This window comes from Streptomyces sp. NPDC053750 (genome assembly GCF_044544295.1).
Classification (GTDB): domain Bacteria; phylum Actinomycetota; class Actinomycetes; order Streptomycetales; family Streptomycetaceae; genus Streptomyces.
Genome location: NZ_JBITXB010000001.1, coordinates 915,957 through 942,072 on the forward strand (window position 1 = coordinate 915,957; position 26,116 = coordinate 942,072).

Below are 26,116 nucleotides of genomic sequence, written 5' to 3' on the forward strand. Positions count from 1 at the left end.
GTCACTGGCCCGAACCCCCGGGTCAAGGGGTGGTGCCAGGTACACCCCCGCCGGGCCGGCTCCCGTCGGCCGCGAGTACTTTCGCCTCCGTCTCGGGGTCCAGCCCCACCGGCGGCCGGTCCGGGCGCTGCGGTGCGGTGCCGCCGATGCCGGTCAGCCAGGCCCAGGTGTCGGCGACGGTCTCGCAGGCCGGGCGGCATGTCAGGCTCGTCGCCAGGGCCCGGGAGACGTCCGCGCGGTGCAGGGCGTCGTGCAGCTCACTGCCCGGCGGCACCCACACCGGCAGGTGCGTCCAGGGCTCGATACCGGCGTCGAGCACGGTGTCGGGAGCGGTCCAGCGCAGCTCCGCCGTGCCACCGGTCGCCTGCGAGCAGGCCTCGAGCAGGGCGCCCATGGTGGTGTGCCCCGCCGGCGCGGCCAGGTTGTACGGCCCGCTCAGTTCCCGCTCCACCGCCCCGAGGGTCCACGCGGCGAGGTCGCGGACGTCGACGTACTGCAGGGGCAGGTCGCGCGGGCCCGGCGCGAGCACGGGGCCGCCGCGTGCGATCCGGTTCAGCCACCACGGCAGCCGCCCGATGTTCTCGTACGGGCCGAGGATCAGCCCGGCCCGGACCAGCACCGAGCGGTCCGCGTCGAAGGCGTCCAGGACGGCCAGCTCGGAGCCCCGCTTGTCCCGGGCGTAGTCGCTCTGCCCGGCGTCCGCCGCGGCGCCCTCGACGAGCGGGGCGTCCTCCGTGTACCCGGCGGGCGGGGCCCAGGCGTACACTGAGCAGCTCGACACGTACACGTACCGGCCGACGCGGTCCCGCAGCAGCCGCGCCGTGTCCCGTACCGCGCGGGGCGCCGCCGACCAGGTGTCGACGACGGCGTCCCACGTGCCCTCGGCCAGGGCGGTGAGCCCGTCGGGCGCGGTGCGGTCGCCGTGCAGCGTCCGGACCCCGGGCGGCGGCGCGTGCCGGCCGCGGTGGAAGACGGTCACCTCCCAGCCGCGCCCGAGCGCCGCCTCCACCACGGCCCGCCCCACGAACTCCGTACCGCCCAGCACCAGTAGCCTCATGCCGGCCACTGTGCCGGACGGGGCGGTCCGGGGGAACGGCTGTCTGCCGACAGCAGAGGATCAACGCCCCTCGGGCGGCGTGTACTTGTAGCCGACGCGTCGCACGGTCTGGATCGTCTGCCGGTGCTCGGCGCCCAGCTTGCGGCGCAGCCGGGCCACGTGCACGTCGACGGTACGGCCGTCGCCCACGTGGCCGTAGCCCCAGACCGTGGTGACCAGCTGGTCGCGGGTGTGCACCCGGTGGGGATGCCGGACGAGATGGGCGAGCAGCTCGAACTCCAGGTAGGTCAGGTCGAGTTCGCGCCCCTCCACCGCGGCGATGCGGCGCGCGGTGTCGATCCGGACGAGTGGTGCGCCCGGGCCGTGGGCGCCGTCCGCGGTGTCCCCGGCGTCCCGCTCCGGGGGTCCGGGCACGGCCACCGGCGGGAACTGCGCGTGCTGGTCGGCCGGGACGAGCACCAGGTAGCCGACCATCGGCGGCCGGCCCGGCAGCGAGGGCAGGGCGTGCGGGGGAGCGGGCAGCCAGGTGGCGCCCGGCGGCAGGAGGTCCGCCACACGCACCTCCTCGTCCCGGTCGACGGCACGCAACCGGTGTCGGGGACTGCCGGAGGCGGGCAGGCCGGGCAGGGCGGGGAGGGCGGCGGGGGCGGGGGAGTCGAGGGTGACGGTGGACAGGGAACGGGTGGTCGCCATGAGACGTCAGCTCTTTCGCGCGAGAGGTTCGTCGGGAGGGGCGACGGGCGCGAGTTCGTGGTCGGGCGCGTCGCGGGACGTACGTCGGACGCGCCGGCCGAAGGCCTGGGTGGTGTAGGGCTTTCTAGCGGGCCGGCGCGGTCGTCGCGCGGCAACACACCCGGTCGAAGTCGTCGTGCTGACGGGAGGGCCAGAAGGGCTCGAGGTCATGGCGACCCGTCGCTGCGTACTTCCGGAAGCTGGCCATGACCCCATTGAAGCAGACACCGGCCCGCGACAGCAGCCTCCTCTCACTGCGTGGACGCCGACGTGGCGGGAAGCCGACGCCGTACTCCCCGGCGGGCGTTGGCAACGCGAAGGGGCGCCCACCGTGCGGTGGACGCCCCTTCGCGCGAGACGGGGTGGGACCGGGTCGGATCAGACCTGGCCGGCCTTCTCCAGCGCCGAGCAGCAGGTGTCGACGAGCAGGCGGGTCACCACGTACGGGTCGACGTTGGCGTTCGGACGGCGGTCCTCGATGTAGCCCTTGCCGTCCTTCTCGACCTGCCACGGGATGCGGACCGAGGCACCGCGGTCGGAGACGCCGTAGGAGTACTCGTTCCACGGGGCGGTCTCGTGCAGGCCGGTCAGGCGGTCGTCGATGCCGGCGCCGTAGTTCTTGACGTGATCCATCGGCTTGGAGCCCTCACCGAGCGACTCGGCGGCGGTGATGATCGCGTCGTAGGACTCGCGCATCGCCTTGGTGGAGAAGTTGGTGTGCGCGCCCGCGCCGTTCCAGTCGCCCTTGACCGGCTTGGGGTCGAGGGTGGCGGAGACGCCGAAGTCCTCGGCGGTGCGGTAGAGCAGCCAGCGGGCCACCCACAGCTGGTCGGAGACCTCCAGCGGCGCCAGCGGGCCGACCTGGAACTCCCACTGGCCGGGCATGACCTCGGCGTTGATGCCGGAGATGCCGAGACCGGCCTTCAGGCAGTTCTCCAGGTGCGCCTCGACGACGTCACGGCCGAAGATCTCGTCCGAGCCGACACCGCAGTAGTAGCCGCCCTGCGCGGCCGGGAAGCCGCCCTCGGGGAAGCCGAGCGGGCGGGCGCCCTTGAAGAAGGTGTACTCCTGCTCGATGCCGAAGATCGGCTCCTGCGCGGCGAAGCGCTCGGAGAGCTCGGCCAGCGCGGCGCGGGTGTTGCTCGGGTGCGGCGTCATGTCCGTGTCCAGGACCTCGCACAGCACCAGGATGTCGTCGCCGCCGCGGATCGGGTCGGGGCAGGAGAAGACCGGCTTGAGCACGCAGTCCGAGGAGCTGCCCTCGGCCTGGTTGGTGGAGGAGCCGTCGAAACCCCAGATCGGCAGGGCGTCCAGGCCCGCGGGGGCATCCGTGATGATCTTCGTCTTGGAACGGAGCTTGGCCGTCGGCTCGGTGCCGTCGATCCAGATGTACTCGGCCTTGAAGGTCACGGGGACACATCCTTCGGGGTGGGTCTGGGCGCACTTGCGGGTGCTGCGGCACTGGGGCAACCGGGGCGCCGCGTTTACTGCCGTGCAGCGTGTCAACAGGCGATTTCCCGGCCGTTGCCCATATGTGAACCCCGTGTTACCTGGGTGCGGTGTGGCGCGTCTCACTGGTTCGGCGCGTGTTACGGGGCCGGGCGGGGCTCCTCGGGGGCGGTCCCGTCGTCCCCGGGGTCGGTGCGGTCCGCCTCGGCTGCCTCGCGGACGCCGGTCAGGAAGCCTCTGATCGCCGCCAACTCCCGCTCGTCGTACCCGCGCAGCAGCTCCACCGTCCGTCCGATCAGCGGCCCGAAGTGGGACCGGCCGAGGGCGATCGCCCGCTCGTCCACCTCGACGGTGACCCTGCGCCGGTCCCGCTCGCCGCGTACCCGCCGCACATGACCGGCCCGCTCCAGCCGGTCGACCAGCGACGTCGTCCCCGCCGAGTTCAGCCCGAGCGCGGTGCCCAGCCGACCGGCGGTCATCTCCTCGCCCGCCCGCGCCGCGTCCATGAGCACGATCAGCGCCCGGACGTCGGTCGGGTGCAGGCCGTTGCGCCGGGCGAACCGCGCGCTGTGCGCGCCGAGTTCGACGGTCACCGCGCGCAGCAGGTGGACGAGCTCCATCTCCGGTCCCTGGTGGTGCATGGGGCGTCGCCTCCGGCTATCATCTCGCCCAACAAGTATCTCGCTCAGCGAGAGAATACTCGGCCGTCATTCGGGCCGTCATTCGGGCCGTCAGGGGGACACCGCTCATGAGTGCTCGTGATACGTACGACGCCGCCCGCTTCCACGACGCCTACGACAAGGTCATGGCCAAGTGGCCGGCGCGGCACGAGGCCGTGACCGTGTCCACGCCCTTCGGGGAGACCCATGTCAACACCGCCGGCCCGGCCGACGCCCCCGCGCTCGTCCTCCTGCCGGGCGGCGGGGAGGCGACCTCCGCCTCCTGGTACGCCCAGGCCGCCGACCTGGCCCGTACCCACCGCGTGTACGCCGTGGACCTGATCGGCGCCCCCGGCCGCAGCGCGCCGGCCGGCGACCGTCACCCCCGTACGGTCGCCGACCTGAACGGCTGGCTGGACGCGGTCCTCGACGGCCTGGGCGTCGGTGAGGCCGCCGTCGGCGGACACTCCTACGGCGCCTGGATCGCCCTGCACCACGCCCTGCACGCACCCGGCCGGGTCCGCCGCCTGTTCCTCCTGGACCCGACCCAGTGCTTCGCCGGGTTCAAGGCGGCCTACCTGCTGCGCGCGGCGCCGATGCTGCTGCGGCCCACACCCCGCCGGGTCCGCGCCTTCCTGGAGTGGGAGACCGGAGGGCTCCCCCTCGACCCCGACTGGCTCGCCCTCCAGCAGGCGGCCGTGGGTTTCCCGGCGCGCAGGCCGGTGACCGGCCCGCGTCCGGCGCCGGACGCGCTGCGCGGGCTGGACGTGCCGGTCCTGCTGCTCCTGGCCGGGAACAGCAGGACCCATGACTCCGCCGAAGTGGCGGCCCGGGCGCGGGCGCTGCTGCCGCGCGTGGAGACGGCCGTCCTGCCGGACGTGTCCCACCATGCGCTGCCGCATGCGGCGCCGCCCGAGCTGGGCCGCCGCCTCAGTGGCTTTCTCGCCGGGTCGGGTGACTGAGCCTCACCCGACCTTCTCGATCAGCGCCCGCCGGATGAGGAACTTGCCCGGCTCCCGGACCTGTTCGAACGCCGCGTTGTTGAGCAGCGCGCAGCTTCCCGAGACCGAGGTGACCTCCACCGTCGTGGACTTGGCGTTGTCGAGGTTGGTCACCTTGAGCTTGGTGCCCACCGGGAACTGGTTGCTGGAGGCGGCGGGCGCGCCGCCCTCGCCGGAGAGGGTGACGGTGGAGCCGTTGCACACCTGCTGCCCGGCCTGTCCGGCGCCTCCGGTATCTCCGGCGCCTCCGGTGTCTCCGGCGCCTGCGGCCTCTCCGGCGCCTGCGTCGCCTCCGGCCTGGGGCGGCTGCGTGGCCTGGGAGTCCTGAGCCGACTCCCCGACCGTGCAACCGGACGCCTCCTGCTTGCGCCGGATCTCCGCGACGACCGCCTCCCGGTTGGCGATCCGGGCCTGGGACTGCGCGTCGGGATTGGCCCGCTGGGCGTCGATGAAGCGCTGGTTGTTGCCGAGCGCGGTGGCCAGGCCCTGGCAGGCGGTCGAGTCCTGGGCGGCCTTCGTCTGCGCGTTCTGCGTGGTCTGCGCCGCGTTCGAGGCGTTCGCCATCACGAAGGCCCCGCCACCGGCCATCGTCGCGGCGCCGACCAGCAGCGCGATCTTCTTCTTCGTGCCGAGAGTTCTCCTGCGCGACATGCGCGCCTCCTGAAGAGGTAGGGGAGCGTACGCCGCTATGTACGAGATACCGAACGAGGTTACTCAGCGGTCACGGAGATTCGGCAAAGTAACCTGCGTCACAGGAGAGGTGGCGGCCCGTCATGTCGGACGGGCCGGGTGTCCGGGCCTACCGCGACAGGGCGTCCCGGACTGCCTCGTCCGTGCGGCCCACGACGGCCGTTCCGTCGTCCGCCGTGATGATCGGACGCTGGATGAGCTTCGGGTGCTCGGCGAGGGCGGTGACCCAGCGGTCGCGTGCCGCCGCGTCGCGGGGCCAGTCCTTCAGTCCCAGCTCCTTGGCGGCGGCCTCCTGGGTGCGGGTGATGTCCCACGGTTCGAGGCCGAGACGGGTGAGGACTTCGCGGATCTCCTCCTCGCTCGGCACGTCCTCCAGGTAACGGCGCACGGTGTAGTCGGCGCCCTCGGCGTCGAGCAGGCTGATCGCGCTGCGGCACTTCGAACAGGCGGGGTTGATCCAGATCTCCATGCCGCACACGGTAGCCCGAGGGGCGCGAAAACCCGTTCTCCTCATGGGTCACAGCGACCCCGAAAGCCCTTGTGGCCAGGGGCTTTTGTCAGTGGGGGGCGGTAAAATAGAAGCAGTGTTCGAGGGTGTCGCCGGGGGGTCCGGACGGTGCCCCGACCGCGACAGGAGGATGCCCGTGCCCGCTGCCGCACTGAAGCCGAAGCCGTTGCCCACCCAGTCCACCGCCAAGCGGCCCGTCCTGCTCGACCTGCCGTACGAACCCGTGGAGAAGCGCCCGCTGCCGGCGGGCCGCCCCCGTGAGTGGTACATCACGCACAACCGCCGGCTCAAGGCGATGCGGCTCGCCATCGCCCTGCTCGACTCCGGCGTCTACCTGCCGAACCAGGCGCGCAACGAGAAGATACGGAGCGCTGCGCTGACGATCGGCGTTCACCCGCCGTCGGACACCACGTGCCACATGGTGCGGGCGTTGATGCGGTACTCGCGGTGAGCTCGGTGCCGGGCGCCTGGGGTGGTTCCAGGTGCCCGGCACCGCAGTCGCCGTCTCTTCGACGCGGAGGGCCGAAAGCGTGCCCTACGCCGACAGCTCCCGCTCCAGAGGGGTCCGGAACCGCGGGGTCACCCGCGTCGTCCCCATCCAGGACGCCAGCCGCTCCGCCTCCGTCGCGAGAGCGGTCTCCGCCTCGCGGCCGATCCCCTCGCCGTCCAGTACCCGCCAGACGATCTCGCCGTCGGCCCGCTGGGCCCAGCCGCCGATCACGCGGCCGTTCCACCACACCGTCGGCCCGACGTTGCCGCTGCGGTCGAAGAGCAGGGGCCGCAGCTCGGGTGCGAGGTACCAGTCCCGGTGCTGCCAGCCCATCGCCGTCGGGTCCAGGGCGGGCAGCAGCGCCGCCCACGGCTCCGCCGGTTCCGCCACCGGGCCGGCGTCACCCGCCACGACGTACCCCGTGCCCTCGTCCAGTGACACCTCCTGCGCGCCGATCGCGGTCAGGGCCCGGCGCACCTCCGTCACCCGCCACCCCGTCCACCACTTCAGGTCGGCCTCGGTCGCCGGACCGCACGCCGTCAGCCAGCGACGCAGCAGCTCGGCCTGCGCGCCGGCGCTGTCCAGCTCGGGGTGGGCGGGCGCCGGCGCCCAGCGGAACTGGCTGGACGTCCACGCGCCCAGCGGCCGGCCGCGCACGACCTTGCCCTCCACACCCAGCACCTTCAGCAGCCGGGTGGAGACGGTGTGCACGCCCTCGTAGCTCTTCCCTGCCGCGTAGACGAACCGCTCCTTCAGGCGTGGCTCGTCCACGGCCAGTTCGGCCGCCGTGGCCTGGCCGCGGCGGGCCAGCGCGGCCAGCGTCGACTCCTCGACCTCCTTCAGCCACGCCCCGTCCGGCGCCCCGGCCGCCGCCATGTGCTTCAGCAGCGCGGCGCGCTCGCGGGCGGCGACGGCGAGACCGGTCGAGGCGTGCACGACCGCGGTCAGCTCCGTGGGGAACACGAACACGGTGTGCCGCATGCCGTGCATCCGCACCAGCGTCCCGTCCTCGTACAGCGCCCGCTCCGTCTCGCCCACCGTCTTGGCCGCGTCCGCGAGGCGCGCGCCCACGGCCAGGTGCACCGACGCCGGATCCGTGCCGTGCAGGGCGACCAGCGAGCCGGCCACCTCCTCCGGGCTCCCCGCCCGCGCCGCCCGCGCCAGCCGTTGGCGCAGCGCCAGCCGTGCCCGGCGCTCCGCCGCCCCGATGTACCGACGCCCGTCACCCATCCCGGCCTCCACCCGTCGAGTGCCACCTCGGGCCATCCTCCCCGACCCCACTGACAATCGGGCCCGTCAGCCGAGCACGCGCACCGGCTCACCGGCCAGGAAGGCCTGGATGTCCTCCACGGCGTGGCCGTAGTACGTCGCGTAGTTGGCCTGCGAGACGTAACCGAGGTGCGGTGTGGCGAGCAGACGCGGTGCGGTGCGCAGCGGATGGTCCAGGGGCAGGGGCTCCACGTCGAAGACGTCCACGCCGGCACCGGCGATCCGTCCGGCGTGCAGGGCGTCGCAGAGCGCGTCCTGGTCGACGATGGCCGCGCGCGAGGTGTTGACCAGGTAGGCGGAGGGCTTGAGCAGGGCGAGCTCGTCGGCGCCGAGCAGGCCGCGGGTGCGGTCGCTGAGCGCCAGATGGACGGAGACGAAGTCGCTGCTGCGGAGCAACTCCTCCTTGCTCGCGGCGAGTTCCACGCCGACCTCGTCGGCCCGCTCCTTGCTGAGGTTCTGGCTCCACGCGCTGACCTGCATCCCGAAGGCGAGCCCCACCCGGGCGACCCGGCTGCCGATCTTGCCGAGGCCGAGCAGGCCCAGGCGCCGGCCGTGCAGGTCGGCCCCGACCGTGGACTGCCAGGGGCCGCCGTCCCGCAGCGCGTTGTTCTCGGGCACGAGCCGGCGGGCCAGGCCGAGCAGCAGCGCCCAGGTCAGCTCGACCGGCGGTGTCGAGGAGCTGGCGGTGCCGCACACGGTCACGGCGTTGCGCTCGGCGGCCGCGAAGTCGATCACGGAGTTGCGCATCCCGGAGGCGACGAGCAGCTTCAGCCGGGGCAGGCGGTCCAGCAGCGAGGCGGGGAACGCGACCCGCTCCCGCAGGGTGACGACGATGTCGAAGTCGGCGAGCCGATCCGCGAGGAGGGCCTCGTCGGTCACGTGGTCGGGGAAGGCGACGACCTCCACCCGGTCCTCGACCGCACTCCAGTCGGCGGAGGCCTGCGCCGCGTTCTGGAAGTCGTCGAGCACGGCGCAACGCAGCCGCATGTCGGTCCTCTCGTTTCTCTCAGGTCGCGGGGCAGGCCCTAGTAGGGCGCCCGGAAGTTGATGTAGCCCAGCAGCACGATGACCGCGGCGACACAGCCGAGCACCACGGCGGTGGACACCCACGACGACCGGCGGCCGGAGCCGGTGTGCTCGGGGTCGGCGCGGAAGGGGACCGGTCCGGGCGGGTTCTCCTTCCAGCGCGCGGCAAGCATCCTCGCCCGCGCGGAGGGCTCCTTGTGGTCGGCCCCGTCCGCCCACGTGAGGTCGAACTCGCGCTCCTCGTCGTCCCGCTCGGACATCTCCGGCACTCTCCCCGTCCCCCCCCGACTCGAACAACCGTGTCAGTCCACATGATCCCGGGCCGGGCTCTCCCTGTGAAGCATTTTCGGCCACGGACGACGACGCCCCCGCCCCCTGAGAACAGGGAACGGGGGCGCCGGACGGCCCGACAGGGGCGTCGATCACACGTCGAAGTACAGCTCGAACTCGTGCGGGTGCGGACGCAGCTGCAGCGGCGCGATCTCGTTCGCGCGCTTGTAGTCGATCCACGTCTCGATCAGGTCCGGCGTGAACACGTCGCCCTGGAGGAGGAACTCGTGGTCGGCCTCCAGGCGGTCGAGGACGGCGCCGAGGGAGGTCGGGACCTGCGCCACGTTGGCGTGCTCCTCGGGAGCCAGCTCGTAGAGGTCCTTGTCGATCGGCTCGGCCGGCTCGATCTTGTTCTTGATGCCGTCCAGGCCCGCGAGCAGCAGGGCCGAGAAGGCCAGGTACGGGTTGCCGGAGGAGTCCGGGGCGCGGAACTCGACGCGCTTGGCCTTCGGGTTCGAGCCGGTGATCGGGATACGCATCGCGGCGGAGCGGTTGCGCTGCGAGTACACCAGGTTGATCGGCGCCTCGAAGCCCGGCACCAGGCGGTGGTAGGAGTTCACCGTCGGGTTGGTGAAGGCCAGCAGCGACGGGGCGTGCTTGAGGATGCCGCCGATGTAGTAGCGGGCGGTGTCGGACAGGCCGGCGTAGCCCTGCTCGTCGTAGAACAGCGGCTCGCCGTTGCTCCACAGCGACTGGTGGACGTGCATGCCCGAGCCGTTGTCACCGAAGATCGGCTTCGGCATGAAGGTCGCCGTCTTGCCGTTCTTCCAGGCCACGTTCTTCACGATGTACTTGAAGAGCTGGAGATCGTCGGCGGCGGCGAGCAGCGTGTTGAACTTGTAGTTGATCTCGGCCTGGCCGGCGGTGCCCACCTCGTGGTGCTGGCGCTCGACCTTCAGGCCGGACCGCTCCAGCTCCAGGGAGATCTCGGCGCGCAGGTCGGCGAAGTGGTCGACCGGCGGGACCGGGAAGTAGCCGCCCTTGTAGCGGACCTTGTAACCGCGGTTGTCCTCGATGGCACCGGTGTTCCAGGCGCCGGCCTCGGAGTCGATGTGGTAGAAGGACTCGTTCTCGGCGGTCCTGAAGCGCACGCTGTCGAAGACGTAGAACTCGGCCTCGGGACCGAAGAACGCGGTGTCCGCGATACCGGTGGAGGCGAGGTAGGCCTCGGCCTTCTTCGCCACGTTGCGCGGGTCACGGGAGTACTGCTCGCCCGTGATCGGGTCGTGGATGAAGAAGTTGATGTTGAGCGTCTTGTCCCGGCGGAAGGGGTCGATGCGCGCGGTGGACAGGTCGGGGCGCAGGGACATGTCCGACTCGTGAATGGCCTGGAAACCGCGGATCGAGGATCCGTCGAAGGCCTGCTCGTCGTCGGGGTCGAACGCCTCGGCGGGCAACGTGAAGTGCTGCATGACGCCCGGCAGGTCGCAGAACCGGACGTCGACGAACTTGACGTCCTCGTCCGCGATGAACTTCTTGGCCTCGTCGGCGTTCTGGAACATCCAGCTCCTCCTACTCCCGACCGTCCCGCCGGGGTGGTAGATCGTTCGTGCGGCCAGTGCGGGTGGCACACGCTGTCCCCGACCCTAGGGACGGGTGATTTCTCGGGCGTGACCCATTTGTTTCGCAGAAGTTAACCGGCTCCCTTCCAGCCTAGGCCTCCTCCGGACCTGTCACACCCCGCCGTACGGCGGTCATATACGGGCGCAGTACCGTGGACGGGTGGACAACAGGCAAGCAATCGGATCGTGGCTTTCCGGGCCGCGCGCGGCCATGGAAGAGGCCGGCGCCGATCTCGGATACCGGGGTGAGCAGCTCGGTCTGCCGGAGGAGGGGCCGGGCTCGATCGCCCGCCCGGGCAGGCGGCTCGGTGCGCTGGCCGTCGACTGGGCGCTGTGCTCCCTGATCGCATACGGCCTGATCACGGGCAGCTATGGCCAGACGGCGAGCAACTGGGCCCTGCTGATCTTCTTCGTACTGAGCGTGCTGACCGTCGGCACGGTCGGCTTCACCCCCGGCAAGCGCCTCCTGGGCCTGCGCGTGGTGGACCTGGCCACGGGCCGCCCCAGCCCGCTGCGCGGCCTGCTGCGCTCGGCCCTGCTGTGCGTCGCCCTCCCGGCGCTGATCTGGGACCGCGACGGCCGGGGTCTGCACGACCGGCTGGCGCGCACGGTGGAAGTGCGGATCTGACGCGAAACGCGGGGTACGGCGATGGGGGCGGCCCGATCAATCGGGCCGCCCCCATCGCCGTACCGGCGTCTCGGAGTCCTACGGGGTCAGCGCTGCCTCGGGTTGCCGCCCTTGGGCATGCGCATGCCCTTCGGCATCGGGCCCTTGGGCAGCGGCATGTTGCTCATCAGGTCGCCCAGGGCGCGCAGCCGGTCGTTGGTCACGGTGACCTGCGGGCCGGACAGGACGCGGGGGAGCTTGAGCATGGTGGTGCGCAGCTTCTTCAGCTCGACCTGGCCCTCGCCGGTGCCCACGATCAGATCGTGCACGGGCACGTCGGCGACGATGCGGTTCATCTTCTTCTTCTCGGCCGCGAGCAGCGACTTCACCCGGTTCGGGTTGCCCTCCGCGACCAGCACGATGCCGGCCTTGCCGACCGCGCGGTGCACCACGTCCTGGTTGCGGTTCATCGCGACCGCGGGGGTCGTCGTCCAGCCCCGGCCGACGTTGTCCAGCACGGCCGCCGCGGCGCCCGGCTGTCCCTCCATCTGACCGAAGGCCGCCCGCTCGGCCCGGCGACCGAAGACGATCGCCGTCGCGAGGAAGGCGAGCAGCACGCCCAGGATGCCGAGATAGATGGGGTGACCGATCAGGAAACCGATCGCGAGGAAGACACCGAAGACGACGATGCCGACACCCGCGAGTACAAGACCGATCTTCTTGTCGGCCTTGCGGGTCATCTTGTAGGTCAGAGCGATCTGCTTCAGTCGCCCGGGATTCGCAGCGTCCGCTGCAGGTTCCTTCCTCGCCATGCCACGAAGTCTACGTGCCCCCGAAAGCGTGGACGACGGCAGTGCCCGGCGCGGACGGGAGGGACGGGGTCAGGGGCGGCCGGCGACGGACTGGCGCAGCACGCGCTCGGTCTCGATCCGGTCCTTGGCGCGGCGGCGGTCCTCCAGCACGGAGGTCCAGGCGTTGCGCCGGGCGGTGCGCTGGCCGCTGCTCATCAGCAGCGACTCGACGGCCCGCAGGGCGGTGCTGAACGACGGGATGGCGGTGGCACGGACGACGGTGGCGCGAACGGGCGCGGCCTGCATCGTGGAGGTCCCCCTCGGTACGGCTCCGGGTACGGAGACGGGTGTACGTGGCGTGATTCCAGGGTCACTGATTGGTGTTACCAGGGCGTGACCCGCCGGTCAAACGGACATGAAGCCGCGATGCCGCCCCCTGGAACGACGGCGCGGCCCCGACCGGTGTCCTCATCTGCGAGGACGGTCGGGACCGCGACGTATCGGCCATTACTGGCCAGTAGCTACTTGTGCGTGAATTCACACAGCGGTGGGCTCGGCCGGAGTGCGGCGCTGCTCCATGGCCATCTGGTAGAGCCGTCCGGCGCGGTACGAGGACCGCACCAGCGGACCCGACATCACACCGGAGAAACCGATCTGCTCGGCCTCCTCCTTCAGCTCCACGAACTCCTGCGGCTTGACCCAGCGCTCCACGGGGTGGTGGCGCACGGACGGGCGCAGGTACTGCGTGATCGTGATCAGCTCGCAGCCGGCCTCGTGCAGCTGCCTCAGCGCCTCGCTGATCTCCTCGCGGGTCTCGCCCATGCCGAGGATCAGGTTCGACTTCGTGACCAGACCGTAGTCGCGGGCCTCCGTGATGACCTTCAGGGAGCGCTCGTAGCGGAAGCCGGGGCGGATGCGCTTGAAGATCCGGGGGACCGTCTCGACGTTGTGCGCGAAAACCTCGGGGCGGGAGGCGAAGACCTCCTGGAGGAGCTCCGGCACCGCGTTGAAGTCGGGGGCGAGCAGCTCGACCTTGGTGCGGCCGGCCTCGCGGTCCGCCGTCTGCTGGTGGATCTGGCGCACCGTCTCCGCGTACAGCCAGGCGCCGCCGTCGGGGAGGTCGTCGCGGGCGACGCCGGTGATGGTGGCGTAGTTCAGGTCCATGGTGACCACGGACTCGCCGACGCGGCGGGGCTCGTCGCGGTCGAGCGCCTCGGGCTTGCCGGTGTCGATCTGGCAGAAGTCACAACGCCGGGTGCACTGGTCGCCGCCGATGAGGAAGGTGGCCTCGCGGTCCTCCCAGCACTCGTAGATGTTGGGACAGCCGGCTTCCTGGCAGACCGTGTGCAGGCCCTCGCTCTTCACGAGGTTCTGCATCTTCGTGTACTCGGGGCCCATTTTCGCCCGGGTCTTGATCCACTCGGGCTTGCGCTCGATGGGGGTCTGGCTGTTGCGGACCTCCAGGCGCAGCATCTTGCGTCCGTCGGGTGCGACTGCGGACACGACCGGCTCCCTAGCGATTGATTCTTCGGCGACCTTCAGGGTACGCCCGTGGTTTTGATGCCCGGCGAGGGTGCTGGCCTTGCTGGGGGCTGCCGCCCCCAGGCCCCCGCTTCGGCCCTGAACGGGCCTCGTCCTCAAACGCCGGACGGGCTGGGTTTATGCCCCCGGCGCTGGATTCATGCCGCCGGGGCCTTCTCGATCACCCTCGGCTTGAGTTCCGCGTTCTCCAGGACGTCCCGCAGATGGCGCTCCGCCACCGGCAGGACCTCCTCGATGGTCACGTCCCGGCCCAGCTCGTTCGCCAGCGAGGCGACGCCCGCGTCGCGGATGCCGCACGGGATGATCCGGTCGAACCACTTGTTGTCCGGGTTCACGTTCAGGGCGAAGCCGTGCATGGTGACGCCCTTGGCGACCCGGATGCCGATCGCGGCGATCTTGCGGTCCTCGCGGCGCTGGCCCGCGTTGGACGGGGCGTAGTCGGGGCCGTTCAGGCGGGGGTCGAACTCCTCGTCCGTCAGGCGCGGGTCGAAGTCCAGGGAGAGGCCGCCGAGCGCCGGGCGCCGCGCGACCGGGTCGCCGAGGACCCAGACGCCGCTGCGGCCCTCGACCCGGCTGGTCTCCAGGCCGAACTCCGCGCAGGTGCGGATCAGGGCCTCCTCCAGCCGCCGTACGTGCGCCACCACGTCCACCGGGCGCGGGAGCTTCTGGATCGGGTAGCCGACCAGCTGGCCCGGACCGTGCCAGGTGATCTTGCCGCCGCGGTCCACGTCGATGACCGGCGTGCCGTCGAGCGGACGCTCGCTGTCCTCGGTGCGCCGTCCGGCGGTGTAGACCGGCGGGTGTTCGAGGAGCAGCACCGTGTCGGGGACCTCGTCGACGAACCGCGCCGCGTGCACCCGGCGCTGCTCGTCCCACGCCTCCTGGTACTCGACGCGTTCGGCACCGAACCCCATTCGGACGAACCGCAGCTCACTCACGGCAAGTGCCTCCCTGGAAGGTCGTAAGGCACGAACCGTGCCCACGCCACTGTACGACCGCCCGTTCGCCGTCAGCAGGGCGGGCAATCCTCACACGATCGGATGAATGCCGGTCGAAGTGTGCGATCGTGTGCTTACTCTCCGCTACATTCACGCCGTTCACGAGGCCATAAGGGCTGCTCACAGGCGCTCCGGGCACATCGAACGGCCCGGAAGGCAGGAGACCGCACCGCACCATGACGGAACGACCCGCGCAGCGCACCCCCAACCGCCAGCTCGCCGCGCTCATCGCCGAAGCGGGGTTCTCGAACGCGGGTCTCGCGCGTCGCGTCGACCAGCTCGGACTCGAACACGGCCTGGACCTGAGATACGACAAGACGTCCGTCACCCGGTGGCTGCGCGGCCAGCAGCCCCGCGGCACCACCCCCGCCCTGATCGCCGAGGTCTTCACCCGGCGCCTCGGCCGCCGCCTGACCGCCCAGGACCTCGGCCTGGACGCCTGCGCTCCGGTCTACGCGGGGCTGGAGTTCGCCGCCTCCCCGGAGGAGGCCGTCGACATCGTCGGCGGGCTGTGGCGCAAGGACTCCGGCAGCCACGCCGAGCTGCGCAAGATCGCCTTCACGCCGGCCGGTCTCGTCGTGCCCAGCCGGGACTGGCTGATCGGCCGGGCCGACGAGAAGGTGGCCCGCGCCGAGGTGCCCGTCCGCATCCCCGCGCAGGGCCGGCCCGCGACCCCCAGAGGGCCCGTGCCGCTCGACGCGGCCCGCCGGCGCGCACCGGCCGCCGACCGCGGCCCCGGCCAGAAGGTCACCGGCGGCGACCTCGCCGCGCTGCGCTCGGTCGGCGAGCTGTTCCGCAGTCTGGACGACCGGTACGGCGGCGGACACGCCCGCCAGGCCCTCGTGCGCTACCTGGAGCACGAACTGGAACCGATGCTGCGCGGCACCTACGGCGAGCAGACCGGCCGCCGGCTGTTCGCCGCCGCCGCCGACCTGACCCGGCTGGCCGGCTGGACGTCGTACGACATCGCCGCGCACGGCCTCGCCCAGCGCTACTTCGTGCAGGCCCTGCGGCTCGCACAGGCGGCGGCGGACCGGGCGTACGGGTCGTACGTGCTGGTCACCATGAGCCGCCAGGCCGTCTACCTGGGGCACGGGCGCGAGGCCGTGCAGCTCGCGCGCGTGGCCCAGCAGGGCGTGGGGACCTCCGCGCCGCCGGTCGTGCAGACGCTGCTGCACGCCGCCGAGGCACGGGCGCACGGCATCCTCGGCGAGGTGCGGGCGTGCACGGCGGCGCTGGTGCGCGCCGAGCGCGCCCTGGAGGCCGCCCGGCCCGGCGACGAGGTGCCGCACTGGGCGCGCTTCTTCGACGAGGCGCAGCTCGCCGACGAGTTCGGGCACTGCCACCGCGACCTGCAGCAGTTCCGCGCCGCCGCCCAGTATGCGGAGCGCTCGCTGCTGCTGCGCGCCCCCGTGTACGCCCGCAGCCGGCTGTTCTGCCGGGTCGTCCTCGCCACCGCCCGCCTCGGCCTCGGCGAACTCGACCAGGCCTGCCAGCTGGCCGCCGAGGCGGCCGGGCAGGCGTCCGAGATGCGGTCGGTACGGGCGGCGGAGTACGTACGCGACTTCGAACGGCGACTGGAGCCGTACAAGGACGCGGCCCCGGTGCGGGGGTACCGGGACAAGGTGGCGGCGCTGGGGTGACGGGGCCCGGGCAGCGTCGCGCGCTTCGCTAGGCGGCGCGCGCCGTCGGCAGGGGGTCGGCCGTGTGCATCGGCCGGTCCGCCCCCAGGTCCGTCAGGATCGCCGCCGAGGCCCGGTGTCCCGAGTGCAGCGCGCCCTGGACGGTGCTGGTGTCGCGGTGGTCGCCGCACACGTACAGGCCCGCCAGCAGCCGTACGGGGCGGCTCAGGTCGTGCGGTGGGCGCATCGCCGGCACCGCCTCGGCCGTGTGGTGCACGGCGAGGGTCTCCCAGCGGGCGGTCGGGGTGCCGTAGAGGCGGGCCAGATGGATGCGTACGGCGGTGTCCACGTCGGGCGGGGGAGTGCCGAGGACCGTCGAGGAGACGAGGGTGCGCCCGGCCGGCGCGCGGGACGGGTCCACGTGGCTGATCACCGCCGTGTGGGCGACCGGGCCGCCACGGTCCGCGTCCAGCAGCAGGGCGGAGCCGGTCGTCGGGGGTTCGTCGGTCGTGTGGTGCACCACCGTCACCGGGTGGAAGTCCGGCACCCGCAGGCCCGGCAGCAGCCCCGCCGCCGCACGGGCGTCGGTCGCCACCAGGACGGCCCGGCAGCGGATGACGCCGTGCTCCGCGGTGGTCACCGCGTTGGTGGCGACGGAGACGACGCGGACGCCGGTGTGCACGGTGCCCGGCGGCAGTGTCCGCGCCAGCAGCTCGGGCAGCGCCTCCGCGCCCCCCTCCGGCAGCGCCGGCCGTCCGCTCGCGAAGGCCCACAGTGCGAGGTCGGCGCACCGGCTGGAGGTGGTGAGGTCCGGGTCGCACAACAGCGCGGCGAGCAGCGGACGCAGGAAGCCGTCGATCGTGCGGGCGGGCAGTCCGCGGGCCGCCAGGGCCTGGGCGGCGGGCAGCTCCGGGCGGGCCAGCAGCCGTTCGACCGGCGTGCTCGCCAGGCGGGTCAGCGCGGCGCCGAGTCGCGCCTGGTCGACGGCGGTGCCGAGCGGCGCGCCCACCCGGGGCCGGGGCGCGGGCCCCGCCCTGCCGGGCACCCGGGGCACGGAGACCGGCCTCCGGGGCGCGGGACCCGTCCGGGGGGCGCTCGCCAGGGCGCGCACCGCATGGAGTGCGCCCCTTGCGCCCCGGGCGCCCGCCGGAGCGCCCGCCCGGTGGTGCCGGCCCTCGCTGTGCAGCAGGACCCCAGGCGCGAAGGGCAGCAGCGCGAGGCCGTCCAGGCCGGGGGTGAGGCGCAGTTCGGGGTACGCCGTGGAGAGCAGCTGTCCGATCCTGTCGAGCCGGAATCCGTCGACCTTCTCGGTCGCCATCCGGCCGCCCACACCATGGGCGGCCTCCAGGACCGTGGTCGTCACTCCTGCGCGGGTCAGCCGATGCGCCGCGGCGAGACCGGCGATCCCGGCCCCCACGACGACGACGTCCGCCTGGTACGCGGGCTCAAGCACGTGCCCCTCCTCGAGGTTGCGCGGCCGCTGGAGACGTCATGCCCCCAACCGGCTTGAGGGATACCCGAGTTCGATGCGAGGTTCGGTTCGAGGGTAGGGCCCGGAACGGTCAACGGGGGTCGCATGGAGGCAGGGCACGGTCGCACGGCGGTCGCATACGGATGGAGTTCGGGCGTGGTGCGGCCGGTATGCGGTCAGGAACGAGCCGAAGGTGGCGGGAAGCGGTCGCCCCCGGAGTCCCCGTTCCTGTCCGGTGTCCCCGTCACAGCGCCGCCCGGAGCGCCCCGTCGATCTCCGGGAACGCGAAACGGAAGCCCGACTCCAGCAGGCGGGTCGGGAGGACCCGGGCGCTGCCCAGGACGTCCCCGGCCATGTCGCCGAGCACGACGCGCAGCACCGGCGCGGGCACCGCGAAGAGCGCCGGCCGGTGCAGTACGCGCCCCATGGCCGCGGTGATCTCACGGTTCGTCAGCGGGTTCGGGGCGGTCACGTTGAACGGGCCGGACAGGTCCTCGCGGTCCAGGAGGTGCCGGATCGCCGCGACCTCGTCGTGCAGGGCCACGAAGGACCAGTACTGGGACCCGTCGCCCAGCCGGCCGCCGAGCCCCGCCCGGAAGAGCGGGAAGAGCCGGCCCCAGGCCCCGCCCCCACGGGCGACGACCAGCCCGGTCCGCGCGAACACCGTCCGTACGCCCGCCTCCCGGGCGGGTGCCGCCGCGGCCTCCCACTCCAGGCACAGGGACGGCAGGAAGCCCTCTCCCGCGGGCGCGGTCTCGTCGACGGCCCGGTCACCGGTCTCCCCGTAGAAGCCGATCGCGCTGCCGTTCACGAAGACCCGCGGCGGTCGCTCCAGCGAGGCGACGGCCTCCGCGAGCGCCGTCGTGCCGTGCACTCGGCTGCTGCGGATGCGCGTCTTGTACGCGTCGGTCCAGCGGCGGTCGCCCACCCCGGCGCCGGCCAGGTTGACCACGGCGTCGCACCCGTCGAGCCCGGCCGCGTCCACCCGCCCGCCCTCGGGGTCCCAGCGGACCTCGTCCGCACCCCGCGGCGTCCGGCGCACCAGGCGCACCACCTCGTGCCCGTCCGCGGTCAGGGACCGCACCAGTGCGCTGCCGATGACACCGGACGCGCCGGCCACCGCGATGCGCGAACGTCCCCTGGCCACCCGTCCCTCGTCCATGCGCCCATCCTGCCGGTCGGCCGCGGAAAAACCCCGGACCGGCCCTCGGAGCCGCGCCGTACAGTGAGCGCCATGCCAGCCCTGCACATACGCCATGCCAGGTCCGACGACGAGGAAGCGCTGCGCCGGCTCGACCGGGACACCTGGTCCTATCAGCACGCCGTCTCGCCCCCGCCCGGACCGGACGACCCCTTCTTCCGCGAGCGTTCGGGCCCGGCCGACCACCTGGTCGCCGAACTCGACGGCGTCGTCGTCGGATACGTCCGTCTCGGCTTCCCCACAGAACTGGCGTCCAACGCCCACGTACGCCAGATCCGCGGCCTCGCCGTCGCCGAGGCGGCCCGCGGCAACGGCGTCGGGCGTGCCCTCGTCCGTGCCGCCGTCGACGAGGCCCGGCGTCTGGGCGCCCGGCGCATCACCCTGCGGGTCCTCGGCCACAACACCGCGGCCCGCAAGCTCTACGAGTCGGGGGGCTTCGCCGTGGAGGGCGTGCAGCCGGAGGAGTTCCTCCTCGACGGCCGGTACGTCGACGACGTGCTGATGGGGCAGTCGTTCATCACGCCGGGCACCACGACGTGACGTCCGGCCGCGCGGACGAGTAGGCGGCCGGGCGGAGCGACGGTGCGGGGCCGGGGCGACGGTTCGGCCAGGTGGCACAGCACGCCTCGCGGACGGACGGGCACCACCGGACAGTGGGGTCATGCGTGTCTTCGACAAGTCGCGCCGGGGAGTGCCGCGCGCGAGACGGCTCCTGCCGCGTGCGGTGCGTATACCCGGCGCCGCCCTGATCCTGCTCGCCTGTCTGCCCGGCCTCGCCGCCGTCTCCGCCCTGGCGCTGTGCGCGACCGGCGTGGAGCGGGCGGTACCGGCCCATCCCAGACCGGCCGCCAAACCAGCCGCCCACCACTTCGCCCCGCGGCCGGTCATCGTGCGCCGGGCGGCCTGGCTGGGCAACACCGGCCGCAAACAGCCGCCCCCGCGCTACGACGACGAGGTCGTCGCCGTCTTCATCCACCACACCGACACCCCCAACGGCTACGACTGCGCCGACGCGCCCCGCATCATTCGCGACCTGTACGCGGGCCAGACCGGCGCCCGCTACTGGGACGACCTCGGCTACAACTTCGTCGTCGACCGCTGCGGCACCATCTACGAGGGCCGGGCGGGAGGCGTCGACCGCCCCGTCACCGGCGCCCACACCCAGGGCTTCAACCACCGCTCGACCGGCATCGCCGCCCTCGGCACCTTCACCGCCGGCGTACCCGTGCCCAAAGCGCTGACCGACGCGATCGCCGCGCTGACCGCCTGGAAGCTCGGCGAGACCGACACCGACCCCCGCGCCAAGGTCACCCTCGTCTCCAGCAACGGCCTGAGCCGGTACGCCGCCGGCACCACCGCCACCCTGCACGCCGTCGCGGGCCACACGGAGGGCTTCCAGACCAGCTGCCCGGGAGAGGCCCTCACCGCCCGCCTCCCGCTGATCCGCGAGACCGCGGCCCGGCTCCAGGGCAGGACCACGGCCTCACCGGCAGCCCGCACCCCGGCCGCACAGGCGGATCACAGCCCCGCCGCAGGCTCCTGAGACCTCGGTGACGCCGGTGACGTCGGTGACTCACTCCGGGCCGAACCGCTCCCACAGCCGCGGGAGCCGCTCGGCCACGGCCCGGTCGTTCTCCAGGTCGATCGGCGTGCCCAGCGGTTCCGCGGGCGCGGGCGCGATGCCCAGGTCGGGGGCGACGGTGCCGGTGAGCTGCTCATAGGCCTCGTCGGCCGCGTAGCCGAGCTCCTCGCCGTCGCCGTCCAGCTCCTCGTCGAAGTCGTCCAGCAGCTCGGCGAGCGAGTCGGGCTCATGCACCGCGCCCTCGTAGACCTCGCGGCCCTGGCCGATCAGCCAGCACCGGAAGAAGTCGAAGGCGTCGTCGCTCGCCCCGCCGAGCAGGATCCAGGCGGCGACCCACAGGTCCCAGGTGCAGGCGCGGTTGTAGCGGGCCTCGAAATGGCGGGCGAAGTCCAGCACCAGATCCGGGTCCATGCCGACGAGCCGCTCCACGAGCAGGTCGGCCTGGTCCTCGGGATCCCCGTCGGCACCCTGACGGGTGGCGTCGATCAGCTCCCAGAACTCCGTCTCGTCCATCACGCGTCCAGCATCGGCCCTGGAGGGGTGCGACGCACGTGGAGTGCGGTGGATCGTTATGTCGGGCCGGCCGCGTCCGGGCCGCCGTACAGCCCCGCCAGCCGCCGCGCGTCCCGCGCGAACCGCTCCCGCAGAGCCCGGGGCGCCAGCACCTCCACCTCCGGCCCGAGCCCCGTCAGCTGGGTGTGCGCGACCTCCTCGGACTCCACGGGCAGCGTCACCGTCACCCACCCGTCCCCGTCCGGCGCGCCCGCGGCCTCCAGCGCCTCCCGGGCGGCCGGCGCGTCCACGGCGTGCGGCAGCCCGCGCACGCCCCGGGGCGACAGCCGCACCACGACCTCCGCCCGCAGGATCGACCGCGCGAACTGCGCGGACCGCTCCGCCCAGAACGCGGGCAGGTCGAAGTCCTCGTCCCGCGCGAACCGCTCCCCGCCCGGCTCCGCCGCCGTGAACCGGTCGATGCGGTACACGCGGAAGGCCCCGTCACCGTCCGCCCGGGCGACCCGCGCGCACAGGTACCAGACGCCCGCCTTCAGCACGAGCCCGTACGGCTCCAGCTCCCGGACGACCTCCTCCTCCCCGCGCCGGTAGCGCGCGGCGAGGCACCGGTCGTCCCAGACCGCGTCCGCGACCACCGGCAGCAGCTCGGGCGTCCGCGGCTCCCGGAACCAGCTCGGCGCGTCCAGATGGAACCGCTGCGCCGCCGTGCGGGAGGCGTCCCGGAGGGAGGGGAGGAGGGCAGCCGAGACCTTCAGCCGGGCCGCCGACGCCGCGTCCTCCAGTCCCATCTCGCGCAGCGCCCCCGGCACCCCGGACAGGAACAGCGCCTCGGCCTCGCCCCGCGCCAGCCCGGTCAGGCGGGTGCGGTACCCGCCGATCAGCCGGTAGCCCCCGGCCCGGCCCCGCTCCGCGTACACCGGCACGCCCGCCTCCGACAGCGCCTGCGCGTCCCGCGTCACGGTCCGCTCCGACACCTCGAGCTCCTGGGCCAGCTCGGCGGCGGTCATGGCCGGGCGGGACTGGAGGAGCAGCACCATCTTGATGAGGCGGGCAGCACGCATGTCCACATCATGCAGGAGACACGCGTGGGCACATCATCGTGCGCACATCATCCAGAGAACGGAGCAGGCCCCCGCCGATACCTCCGGCGGGGGCCTGCCCGGGGACCCTTACAGGCCGTAGCGCTCGCGCGCCTCCTTCACGGACGTCGCCTTGACCTCGCCGCGCCGGGCGAGCTGGGCCAGGGCCGCGACCACGATGGACTCGGCGTCGACACCGAAGTGACGGCGGGCGGCGTCACGGGTGTCCGACAGACCGAAGCCGTCGGCGCCGAGCGACGAGTAGTCCTGCTCGACCCACTGCGCGATCTGGTCCGGGACCTGGCGCATGTAGTCGGAGACCGCGAGGACCGGGCCCTCGGCGCCCTGGAGCGCCCGGCGCACGTACGGCACCCGCTCCTCGCCGCGCAGCAGGGCCGCGTCGGCGTCCATCGCGTCCCGGCGCAGCTCCGTCCAGGAGGTCGCGGACCACACGTCGGCGGCCACGCCCCACTCCTCCGAGAGCAGCTTCTGCGCCTTCAGCGCCCAGTGGATCGCCGTGCCGGAGCCCAGCAGCTGGATGCGCGGGGCGTTCGCGGCCGGGGTCAGACCCGCCGACTCCGCCGTGTTGAAGCGGTACAGGCCCTTGACGATGCCCTCGTCGACGCCGGGGGCGGACGGCTTGGCCGGCTGCGGCATCGGCTCGTTGTAGACGGTCAGGTAGTAGAAGACGTTCGGGTCCTCGCCCGGGGCCGCCTCGCCGTACATCCGGCGCAGACCGTCCTTGACGATCGCCGCGACCTCGTACGCGAACGCCGGGTCGTACGTCAGCGCCGCCGGGTTGGTCGCCGCGATGGCGGGCGAGTGGCCGTCCGCGTGCTGGAGGCCCTCACCGGTCAGCGTCGTGCGGCCGGCGGTGGCGCCGACCAGGAAGCCGCGGCCGAGCTGGTCGCCGAGCTGCCACATCTGGTCGGCCGTGCGCTGCCAGCCGAACATCGAGTAGAAGATGTAGAACGGGATCATCGCCTCGCCGTGCGTCGCGTACGCGGTGGACGCGGCGATGAAGTCGGCCATCGAACCGGCCTCGGTGATCCCCTCGTTGAGGATCTGGCCGTTCTTGGCCTCCTTGTAGTACATCAGCTGGTCGCGGTCGACCGGCTCGTACGTCTGGCCCTTGGGCGAGTAGATGCCCAGCGACGGGAACAGCGACTCCATGCCGAAGGTGCGCGCCTCGTCGGGGACGATCGGCACCCAGCGCTTGCCGGTCTCCTTGTCGCGGACCAGGTCCTTGACCAGGCGGACGAAGGCCATGGTGGTGGCCACGCTCTGCGTGCCGGAGCCCTTGTCGAAGGAGGCGAACGCCTTCTCGGCGGGCGCGGGCAGCGGAGCGACCGGGTGCACGCGGCGGGCCGGGGCCGGACCGCCGAGGGCGGCGCGGCGCTCCTGGAGGTAGCGGACCTCGGGGGAGTCGGCGCCCGGGTGGCCGTAGGGGACCACGCCGTCGACGAAGTCGCTGTCCTTGATCGGCAGGCCGAGCAGGTCGCGCATGTCCTTGAACTCGTCCACCGAGAGCTTCTTCATCTGGTGGTTGGCGTTCTTGGACGCGAAGCCGGTGCCGAGGGTGTGGCCCTTGACCGTCTGGGCCAGGATCACGGTCGGCGCGCCCTTGTGGGCGAGCGCGGCCTTGTAGGCGGCGTAGACCTTGCGGGACTCGTGGCCGCCGCGCGAGTAGTGGAAGCACTCGAGGATCTTGTCGTCGGACAGCAGCTTCGCCATCTCGGCGAGCTGCGGGTCCTTGCCGAAGAAGTCCTCGCGGATGTAGGCGGCGTCGCGCGTCTGGTACGTCTGCACCTGTGCGTCGGGTACCTCGCGCAGGCGGCGTACGAGGGCGCCGGTGGTGTCGAGCTGGAACAGCTCGTCCCAGGCCGTGCCCCACAGCGACTTGACGACATTCCAGCCGGCGCCGCGGAACTGGGCCTCCAGCTCCTGCACGATCTTGAAGTTGGCGCGGACCGGACCGTCGAGACGCTGCAGGTTGCAGTTGATGACGAAGGTCAGGTTGTCCAGGCCCTCACGGGAGGCGAGGGTGAGCGCGGTGGTGGACTCCGGCTCGTCCATCTCGCCGTCGCCGAGGAACGCCCACACGTGGGAGTTGGTGAGGTCCTTGATGCCGCGGCTGGTCAGGTAGCGGTTGAACCGCGCCTGGTAGATCGCGGAGATCGGGCCGAGACCCATCGAGACGGTGGGGAACTCCCACAGCCAGGGCAGCCGGCGCGGGTGCGGGTAGGACGGCAGACCGTTGCCGCCGGCCTCGCGGCGGAAGTTGTCCAGCTGCTCCTCGTTCAGGCGGCCGTCGAGGAAGGCGCGGGCGTAGATGCCGGGGGAGGCGTGGCCCTGGACGTACAGCTGGTCGCCGGAGCCGTCACCCTCCTTGCCCTTGAAGAAGTGGTTGAAGCCGGTCTCGTAGAGCCAGGCCGCGGAGGCGAAGGTGGCGATGTGGCCGCCGACGCCGTACTTGCTGCCGCGGGTCACCATCGCCGCCGCGTTCCAGCGGTTCCAGGCGGTGATCCGCTGCTCCATCGCCTCGTCGCCGTCCACGGTGGGCTCGGCGGAGGTGGGGATGGTGTTGACGTAGTCCGTCTCGAGGAGCTTCGGCAGCGCGAGGCCGGCGCCCTCGGCGCGCTCCAGCGTGCGGCGCATCAGGTACGCGGCACGGTGCGGCCCGGCCGCCTTGGTGACGGCGTCCAGGGAGGCCTGCCATTCGGCGGTCTCCTCCGGGTCGCGGTCCGGGAGCTGGTCGAGCTCGCTCGGCTGGATGGCTTTGGGGTCGGTCATGTCGCCGCCTTCCTCAGTCGAAGGGGGTTCCCTCATCGTCAAGGGTTCGGGGGTGCCCTAGGTCTTTGGCAGGACAGGGCTTGAGGCTTCGGTGGAAGCCCGTCGGTGACTGTAACTCCCTGATCGATGATCGATCAAAGGGTTGAGGGCCAAAACCTCTCGATCCCGAGAAAGTCGGCACGGGGTGCCTCCGGCGGTGGCACGGGGTGACCTTGAAGTTGGCGGTTTGTGCAGGTGAGCGCGGTGGAGCTCGGGTGGTTACGGTCTGTCCGGCGGCTGCGGGTGCGTCGTGGCTGATCGCGCAGTTCCCCGCGCCCCACAGGGGCGCGGGGAACTGCGCGAACGGGGGTCTGGGGGCGGAGCCCCCCGGGACGGGAAGGGTAGGGGCGGCGGGGGCGAAGAACTACGCCCGGGGCGCGCAGCCGAGGACGTGGGCCTTGACCATCTCGGGAATGCGGGGGTCGCGGCGCCGGAAGGCGGCGACCAGCTCCTCGTGCTCCTCCGCATACGACTGCTGCACCGTCCCCAGCCACCGTATCGACAGCGCCGTGAACACCTCGATGCCCAGCCCCTCCCACGTGTGCAGCAGCACCGAGTTGCCGGCCGCCCGCACCAGCTCCCGGTGGAAGCCCACCGTGTGCCGGACCTGGGCCGTCCCGTCGGACACCCGGTCGGCCTCGTACAGCGCGGCCACATGGGGCTCCAGGGCCGAGCAGTCCTCGGCGAGCCGCTCCGCCGCCAGCTCCGCCGCGATGGCCTCCAGACCGGCCCGGACCGGGTAGCTCTCCTCCAGGTCGGCGGCGGTCAGATTGCGCACCCGCACGCCCTTGTTCGGCGCCGACTCGATCAGCCGCAGGGACTCCAGCTCCCGCAGCGCCTCCCGCACCGGCGTCTGGCTGACCTCCAGCTCGGTCGCGATCCGCCGCTCCACGATCCGCTCGCCCGGCTGCCAACGTCCGCTGATGATCCCTTCCAGGATGTGCTCGCGGATCTGTTCGCGCAGCGAGTGGACGACGGGCGCGGTCATGAGAGCTCCTTCGGGAGGGTCCCCTTCGGACCCCTGGGGCGTTTGACGCTTAGACAATACGGCCGTCACGGCGGGCGGGAAGGGCGCACGGGGGCGCTTTTACGCAGGTGAGACGAG

General features: G+C 72.5%; 26 protein-coding genes. 6 read left to right on the forward strand and 20 right to left on the reverse strand.

Annotation, left to right across the window (positions count from 1 at the left end; all coding sequences use genetic code 11):
* Positions 1–22: 22 nt before the first annotated feature.
* From ACIGO6_RS04045 to ACIGO6_RS04060, 4 genes are all read right to left on the reverse strand, one after another.
* On the reverse strand, positions 23–1,057 hold the full coding sequence (locus ACIGO6_RS04045) for an SDR family oxidoreductase (RefSeq protein WP_399870915.1): 1,035 nt from the start codon (positions 1,055–1,057) through the stop codon (positions 23–25).
* A 60-nt stretch (positions 1,058–1,117) separates the two neighbouring features.
* Positions 1,118–1,750, reverse strand: a complete 633-nt coding sequence (locus ACIGO6_RS04050; protein ID WP_399870917.1) for a winged helix-turn-helix domain-containing protein — start codon at positions 1,748–1,750, stop codon at positions 1,118–1,120.
* Positions 1,751–2,167: 417 nt separating this feature from the next.
* Positions 2,168–3,199 carry a glutamine synthetase gene (gene glnII / locus ACIGO6_RS04055; RefSeq protein WP_399870920.1) on the reverse strand — a complete coding sequence of 344 codons (1,032 nt, stop codon included), beginning with the start codon at positions 3,197–3,199 and terminating at the stop codon, positions 2,168–2,170.
* 179 nt (positions 3,200–3,378) lie between these two features.
* Entirely contained in the window at positions 3,379–3,879 is a 501-nt protein-coding gene (locus ACIGO6_RS04060) for a MarR family winged helix-turn-helix transcriptional regulator (RefSeq protein WP_399870923.1), read from the reverse strand.
* Positions 3,880–3,986: 107 nt separating this feature from the next.
* Between ACIGO6_RS04060 and ACIGO6_RS04065 the strand changes: the two genes are divergently transcribed.
* Positions 3,987–4,859, forward strand: a complete 873-nt coding sequence (locus ACIGO6_RS04065) for an alpha/beta fold hydrolase (protein WP_399870926.1) — start codon at positions 3,987–3,989, stop codon at positions 4,857–4,859.
* A 3-nt stretch (positions 4,860–4,862) separates the two neighbouring features.
* Here ACIGO6_RS04065 and ACIGO6_RS04070 read toward each other — a convergent pair whose 3' ends face one another.
* A complete protein-coding gene (locus tag ACIGO6_RS04070) occupies positions 4,863–5,549 on the reverse strand; it encodes a hypothetical protein (RefSeq protein WP_399870929.1) in 687 nt (228 codons plus the stop codon).
* Between the two features lie 148 nt (positions 5,550–5,697).
* On the reverse strand, positions 5,698–6,057 hold the full coding sequence (locus ACIGO6_RS04075) for an arsenate reductase family protein (RefSeq protein WP_399870931.1): 360 nt from the start codon (positions 6,055–6,057) through the stop codon (positions 5,698–5,700).
* Positions 6,058–6,232: 175 nt separating this feature from the next.
* On the opposite strand from ACIGO6_RS04075, the gene ACIGO6_RS04080 reads away from it, so the two are divergent.
* Complete coding sequence (locus ACIGO6_RS04080; protein ID WP_134652302.1) at positions 6,233–6,547, forward strand: hypothetical protein; 315 nt, start codon at positions 6,233–6,235, stop codon at positions 6,545–6,547.
* Positions 6,548–6,631: 84 nt separating this feature from the next.
* Here the strand turns inward: ACIGO6_RS04080 and ACIGO6_RS04085 are convergent, their stop codons facing one another.
* The 4 genes from ACIGO6_RS04085 to glnA all read right to left on the reverse strand — a co-directional run bounded on the left by ACIGO6_RS04085 (position 6,632) and on the right by glnA (position 10,713).
* Positions 6,632–7,816: a winged helix DNA-binding domain-containing protein gene (locus ACIGO6_RS04085; RefSeq protein ID WP_399870935.1), complete on the reverse strand. Its 1,185-nt coding sequence runs from the start codon at positions 7,814–7,816 to the stop codon at positions 6,632–6,634.
* Positions 7,817–7,882: 66 nt separating this feature from the next.
* Positions 7,883–8,842: a D-2-hydroxyacid dehydrogenase family protein gene (locus ACIGO6_RS04090; RefSeq protein WP_399870938.1), complete on the reverse strand. Its 960-nt coding sequence runs from the start codon at positions 8,840–8,842 to the stop codon at positions 7,883–7,885.
* A 38-nt stretch (positions 8,843–8,880) separates the two neighbouring features.
* Positions 8,881–9,141, reverse strand: coding sequence for a hypothetical protein (locus tag ACIGO6_RS04095; protein ID WP_399870940.1), 261 nt, complete (start codon positions 9,139–9,141; stop codon positions 8,881–8,883).
* 162 nt (positions 9,142–9,303) lie between these two features.
* Positions 9,304–10,713 (reverse strand): type I glutamate--ammonia ligase, encoded by a 1,410-nt coding sequence (gene glnA / locus ACIGO6_RS04100; RefSeq protein WP_399870942.1) that lies wholly within the window; start codon positions 10,711–10,713, stop codon positions 9,304–9,306.
* Positions 10,714–10,933: 220 nt separating this feature from the next.
* On the opposite strand from glnA, the gene ACIGO6_RS04105 reads away from it, so the two are divergent.
* A complete protein-coding gene (locus ACIGO6_RS04105) occupies positions 10,934–11,401 on the forward strand; it encodes an RDD family protein (protein ID WP_399870945.1) in 468 nt (155 codons plus the stop codon).
* An 86-nt stretch (positions 11,402–11,487) separates the two neighbouring features.
* Here the strand turns inward: ACIGO6_RS04105 and ACIGO6_RS04110 are convergent, their stop codons facing one another.
* The 4 genes from ACIGO6_RS04110 to lipB all read right to left on the reverse strand — a co-directional run bounded on the left by ACIGO6_RS04110 (position 11,488) and on the right by lipB (position 14,651).
* On the reverse strand, positions 11,488–12,192 hold the full coding sequence (locus tag ACIGO6_RS04110) for a DUF4191 domain-containing protein (RefSeq protein WP_399870948.1): 705 nt from the start codon (positions 12,190–12,192) through the stop codon (positions 11,488–11,490).
* Positions 12,193–12,261: 69 nt separating this feature from the next.
* Positions 12,262–12,477: a hypothetical protein gene (locus ACIGO6_RS04115; protein ID WP_399870950.1), complete on the reverse strand. Its 216-nt coding sequence runs from the start codon at positions 12,475–12,477 to the stop codon at positions 12,262–12,264.
* 231 nt (positions 12,478–12,708) lie between these two features.
* Positions 12,709–13,674, reverse strand: coding sequence for a lipoyl synthase (lipA, locus tag ACIGO6_RS04120; protein ID WP_399870952.1), 966 nt, complete (start codon positions 13,672–13,674; stop codon positions 12,709–12,711).
* Between the two features lie 176 nt (positions 13,675–13,850).
* Positions 13,851–14,651, reverse strand: coding sequence for a lipoyl(octanoyl) transferase LipB (gene lipB / locus ACIGO6_RS04125; protein WP_399870953.1), 801 nt, complete (start codon positions 14,649–14,651; stop codon positions 13,851–13,853).
* A gap of 236 nt (positions 14,652–14,887) precedes the next feature.
* Between lipB and ACIGO6_RS04130 the strand changes: the two genes are divergently transcribed.
* Positions 14,888–16,354 (forward strand): regulator, encoded by a 1,467-nt coding sequence (locus ACIGO6_RS04130; protein WP_399870955.1) that lies wholly within the window; start codon positions 14,888–14,890, stop codon positions 16,352–16,354.
* 28 nt (positions 16,355–16,382) lie between these two features.
* Here ACIGO6_RS04130 and ACIGO6_RS04135 read toward each other — a convergent pair whose 3' ends face one another.
* Complete coding sequence (locus ACIGO6_RS04135) at positions 16,383–17,786, reverse strand: NAD(P)/FAD-dependent oxidoreductase (protein ID WP_399870956.1); 1,404 nt, start codon at positions 17,784–17,786, stop codon at positions 16,383–16,385.
* A gap of 262 nt (positions 17,787–18,048) precedes the next feature.
* Positions 18,049–18,966: a TIGR01777 family oxidoreductase gene (locus ACIGO6_RS04140; protein ID WP_399870959.1), complete on the reverse strand. Its 918-nt coding sequence runs from the start codon at positions 18,964–18,966 to the stop codon at positions 18,049–18,051.
* Between the two features lie 72 nt (positions 18,967–19,038).
* Between ACIGO6_RS04140 and ACIGO6_RS04145 the strand changes: the two genes are divergently transcribed.
* Positions 19,039–19,545, forward strand: a complete 507-nt coding sequence (locus tag ACIGO6_RS04145; RefSeq protein WP_399870962.1) for a GNAT family N-acetyltransferase — start codon at positions 19,039–19,041, stop codon at positions 19,543–19,545.
* 121 nt (positions 19,546–19,666) lie between these two features.
* Positions 19,667–20,548 (forward strand): peptidoglycan recognition protein, encoded by an 882-nt coding sequence (locus ACIGO6_RS04150; RefSeq protein WP_399870964.1) that lies wholly within the window; start codon positions 19,667–19,669, stop codon positions 20,546–20,548.
* A 30-nt stretch (positions 20,549–20,578) separates the two neighbouring features.
* On the opposite strand, the gene ACIGO6_RS04155 is transcribed toward ACIGO6_RS04150, so the two are convergent.
* The 4 genes from ACIGO6_RS04155 to ACIGO6_RS04170 all read right to left on the reverse strand — a co-directional run bounded on the left by ACIGO6_RS04155 (position 20,579) and on the right by ACIGO6_RS04170 (position 25,999).
* The gene (locus ACIGO6_RS04155) at positions 20,579–21,100 is read right to left on the reverse strand and encodes a DUF4240 domain-containing protein (RefSeq protein ID WP_399871596.1); all 522 of its coding nucleotides are present in this window, start codon (positions 21,098–21,100) and stop codon (positions 20,579–20,581) included.
* A 56-nt stretch (positions 21,101–21,156) separates the two neighbouring features.
* On the reverse strand, positions 21,157–22,161 hold the full coding sequence (locus ACIGO6_RS04160; protein WP_399870967.1) for a helix-turn-helix transcriptional regulator: 1,005 nt from the start codon (positions 22,159–22,161) through the stop codon (positions 21,157–21,159).
* 108 nt (positions 22,162–22,269) lie between these two features.
* Positions 22,270–24,972 carry a pyruvate dehydrogenase (acetyl-transferring), homodimeric type gene (gene aceE / locus ACIGO6_RS04165; protein ID WP_399870970.1) on the reverse strand — a complete coding sequence of 901 codons (2,703 nt, stop codon included), beginning with the start codon at positions 24,970–24,972 and terminating at the stop codon, positions 22,270–22,272.
* 403 nt (positions 24,973–25,375) lie between these two features.
* Entirely contained in the window at positions 25,376–25,999 is a 624-nt protein-coding gene (locus tag ACIGO6_RS04170) for a GntR family transcriptional regulator (protein ID WP_399870973.1), read from the reverse strand.
* Positions 26,000–26,116: the final 117 nt, after the last annotated feature.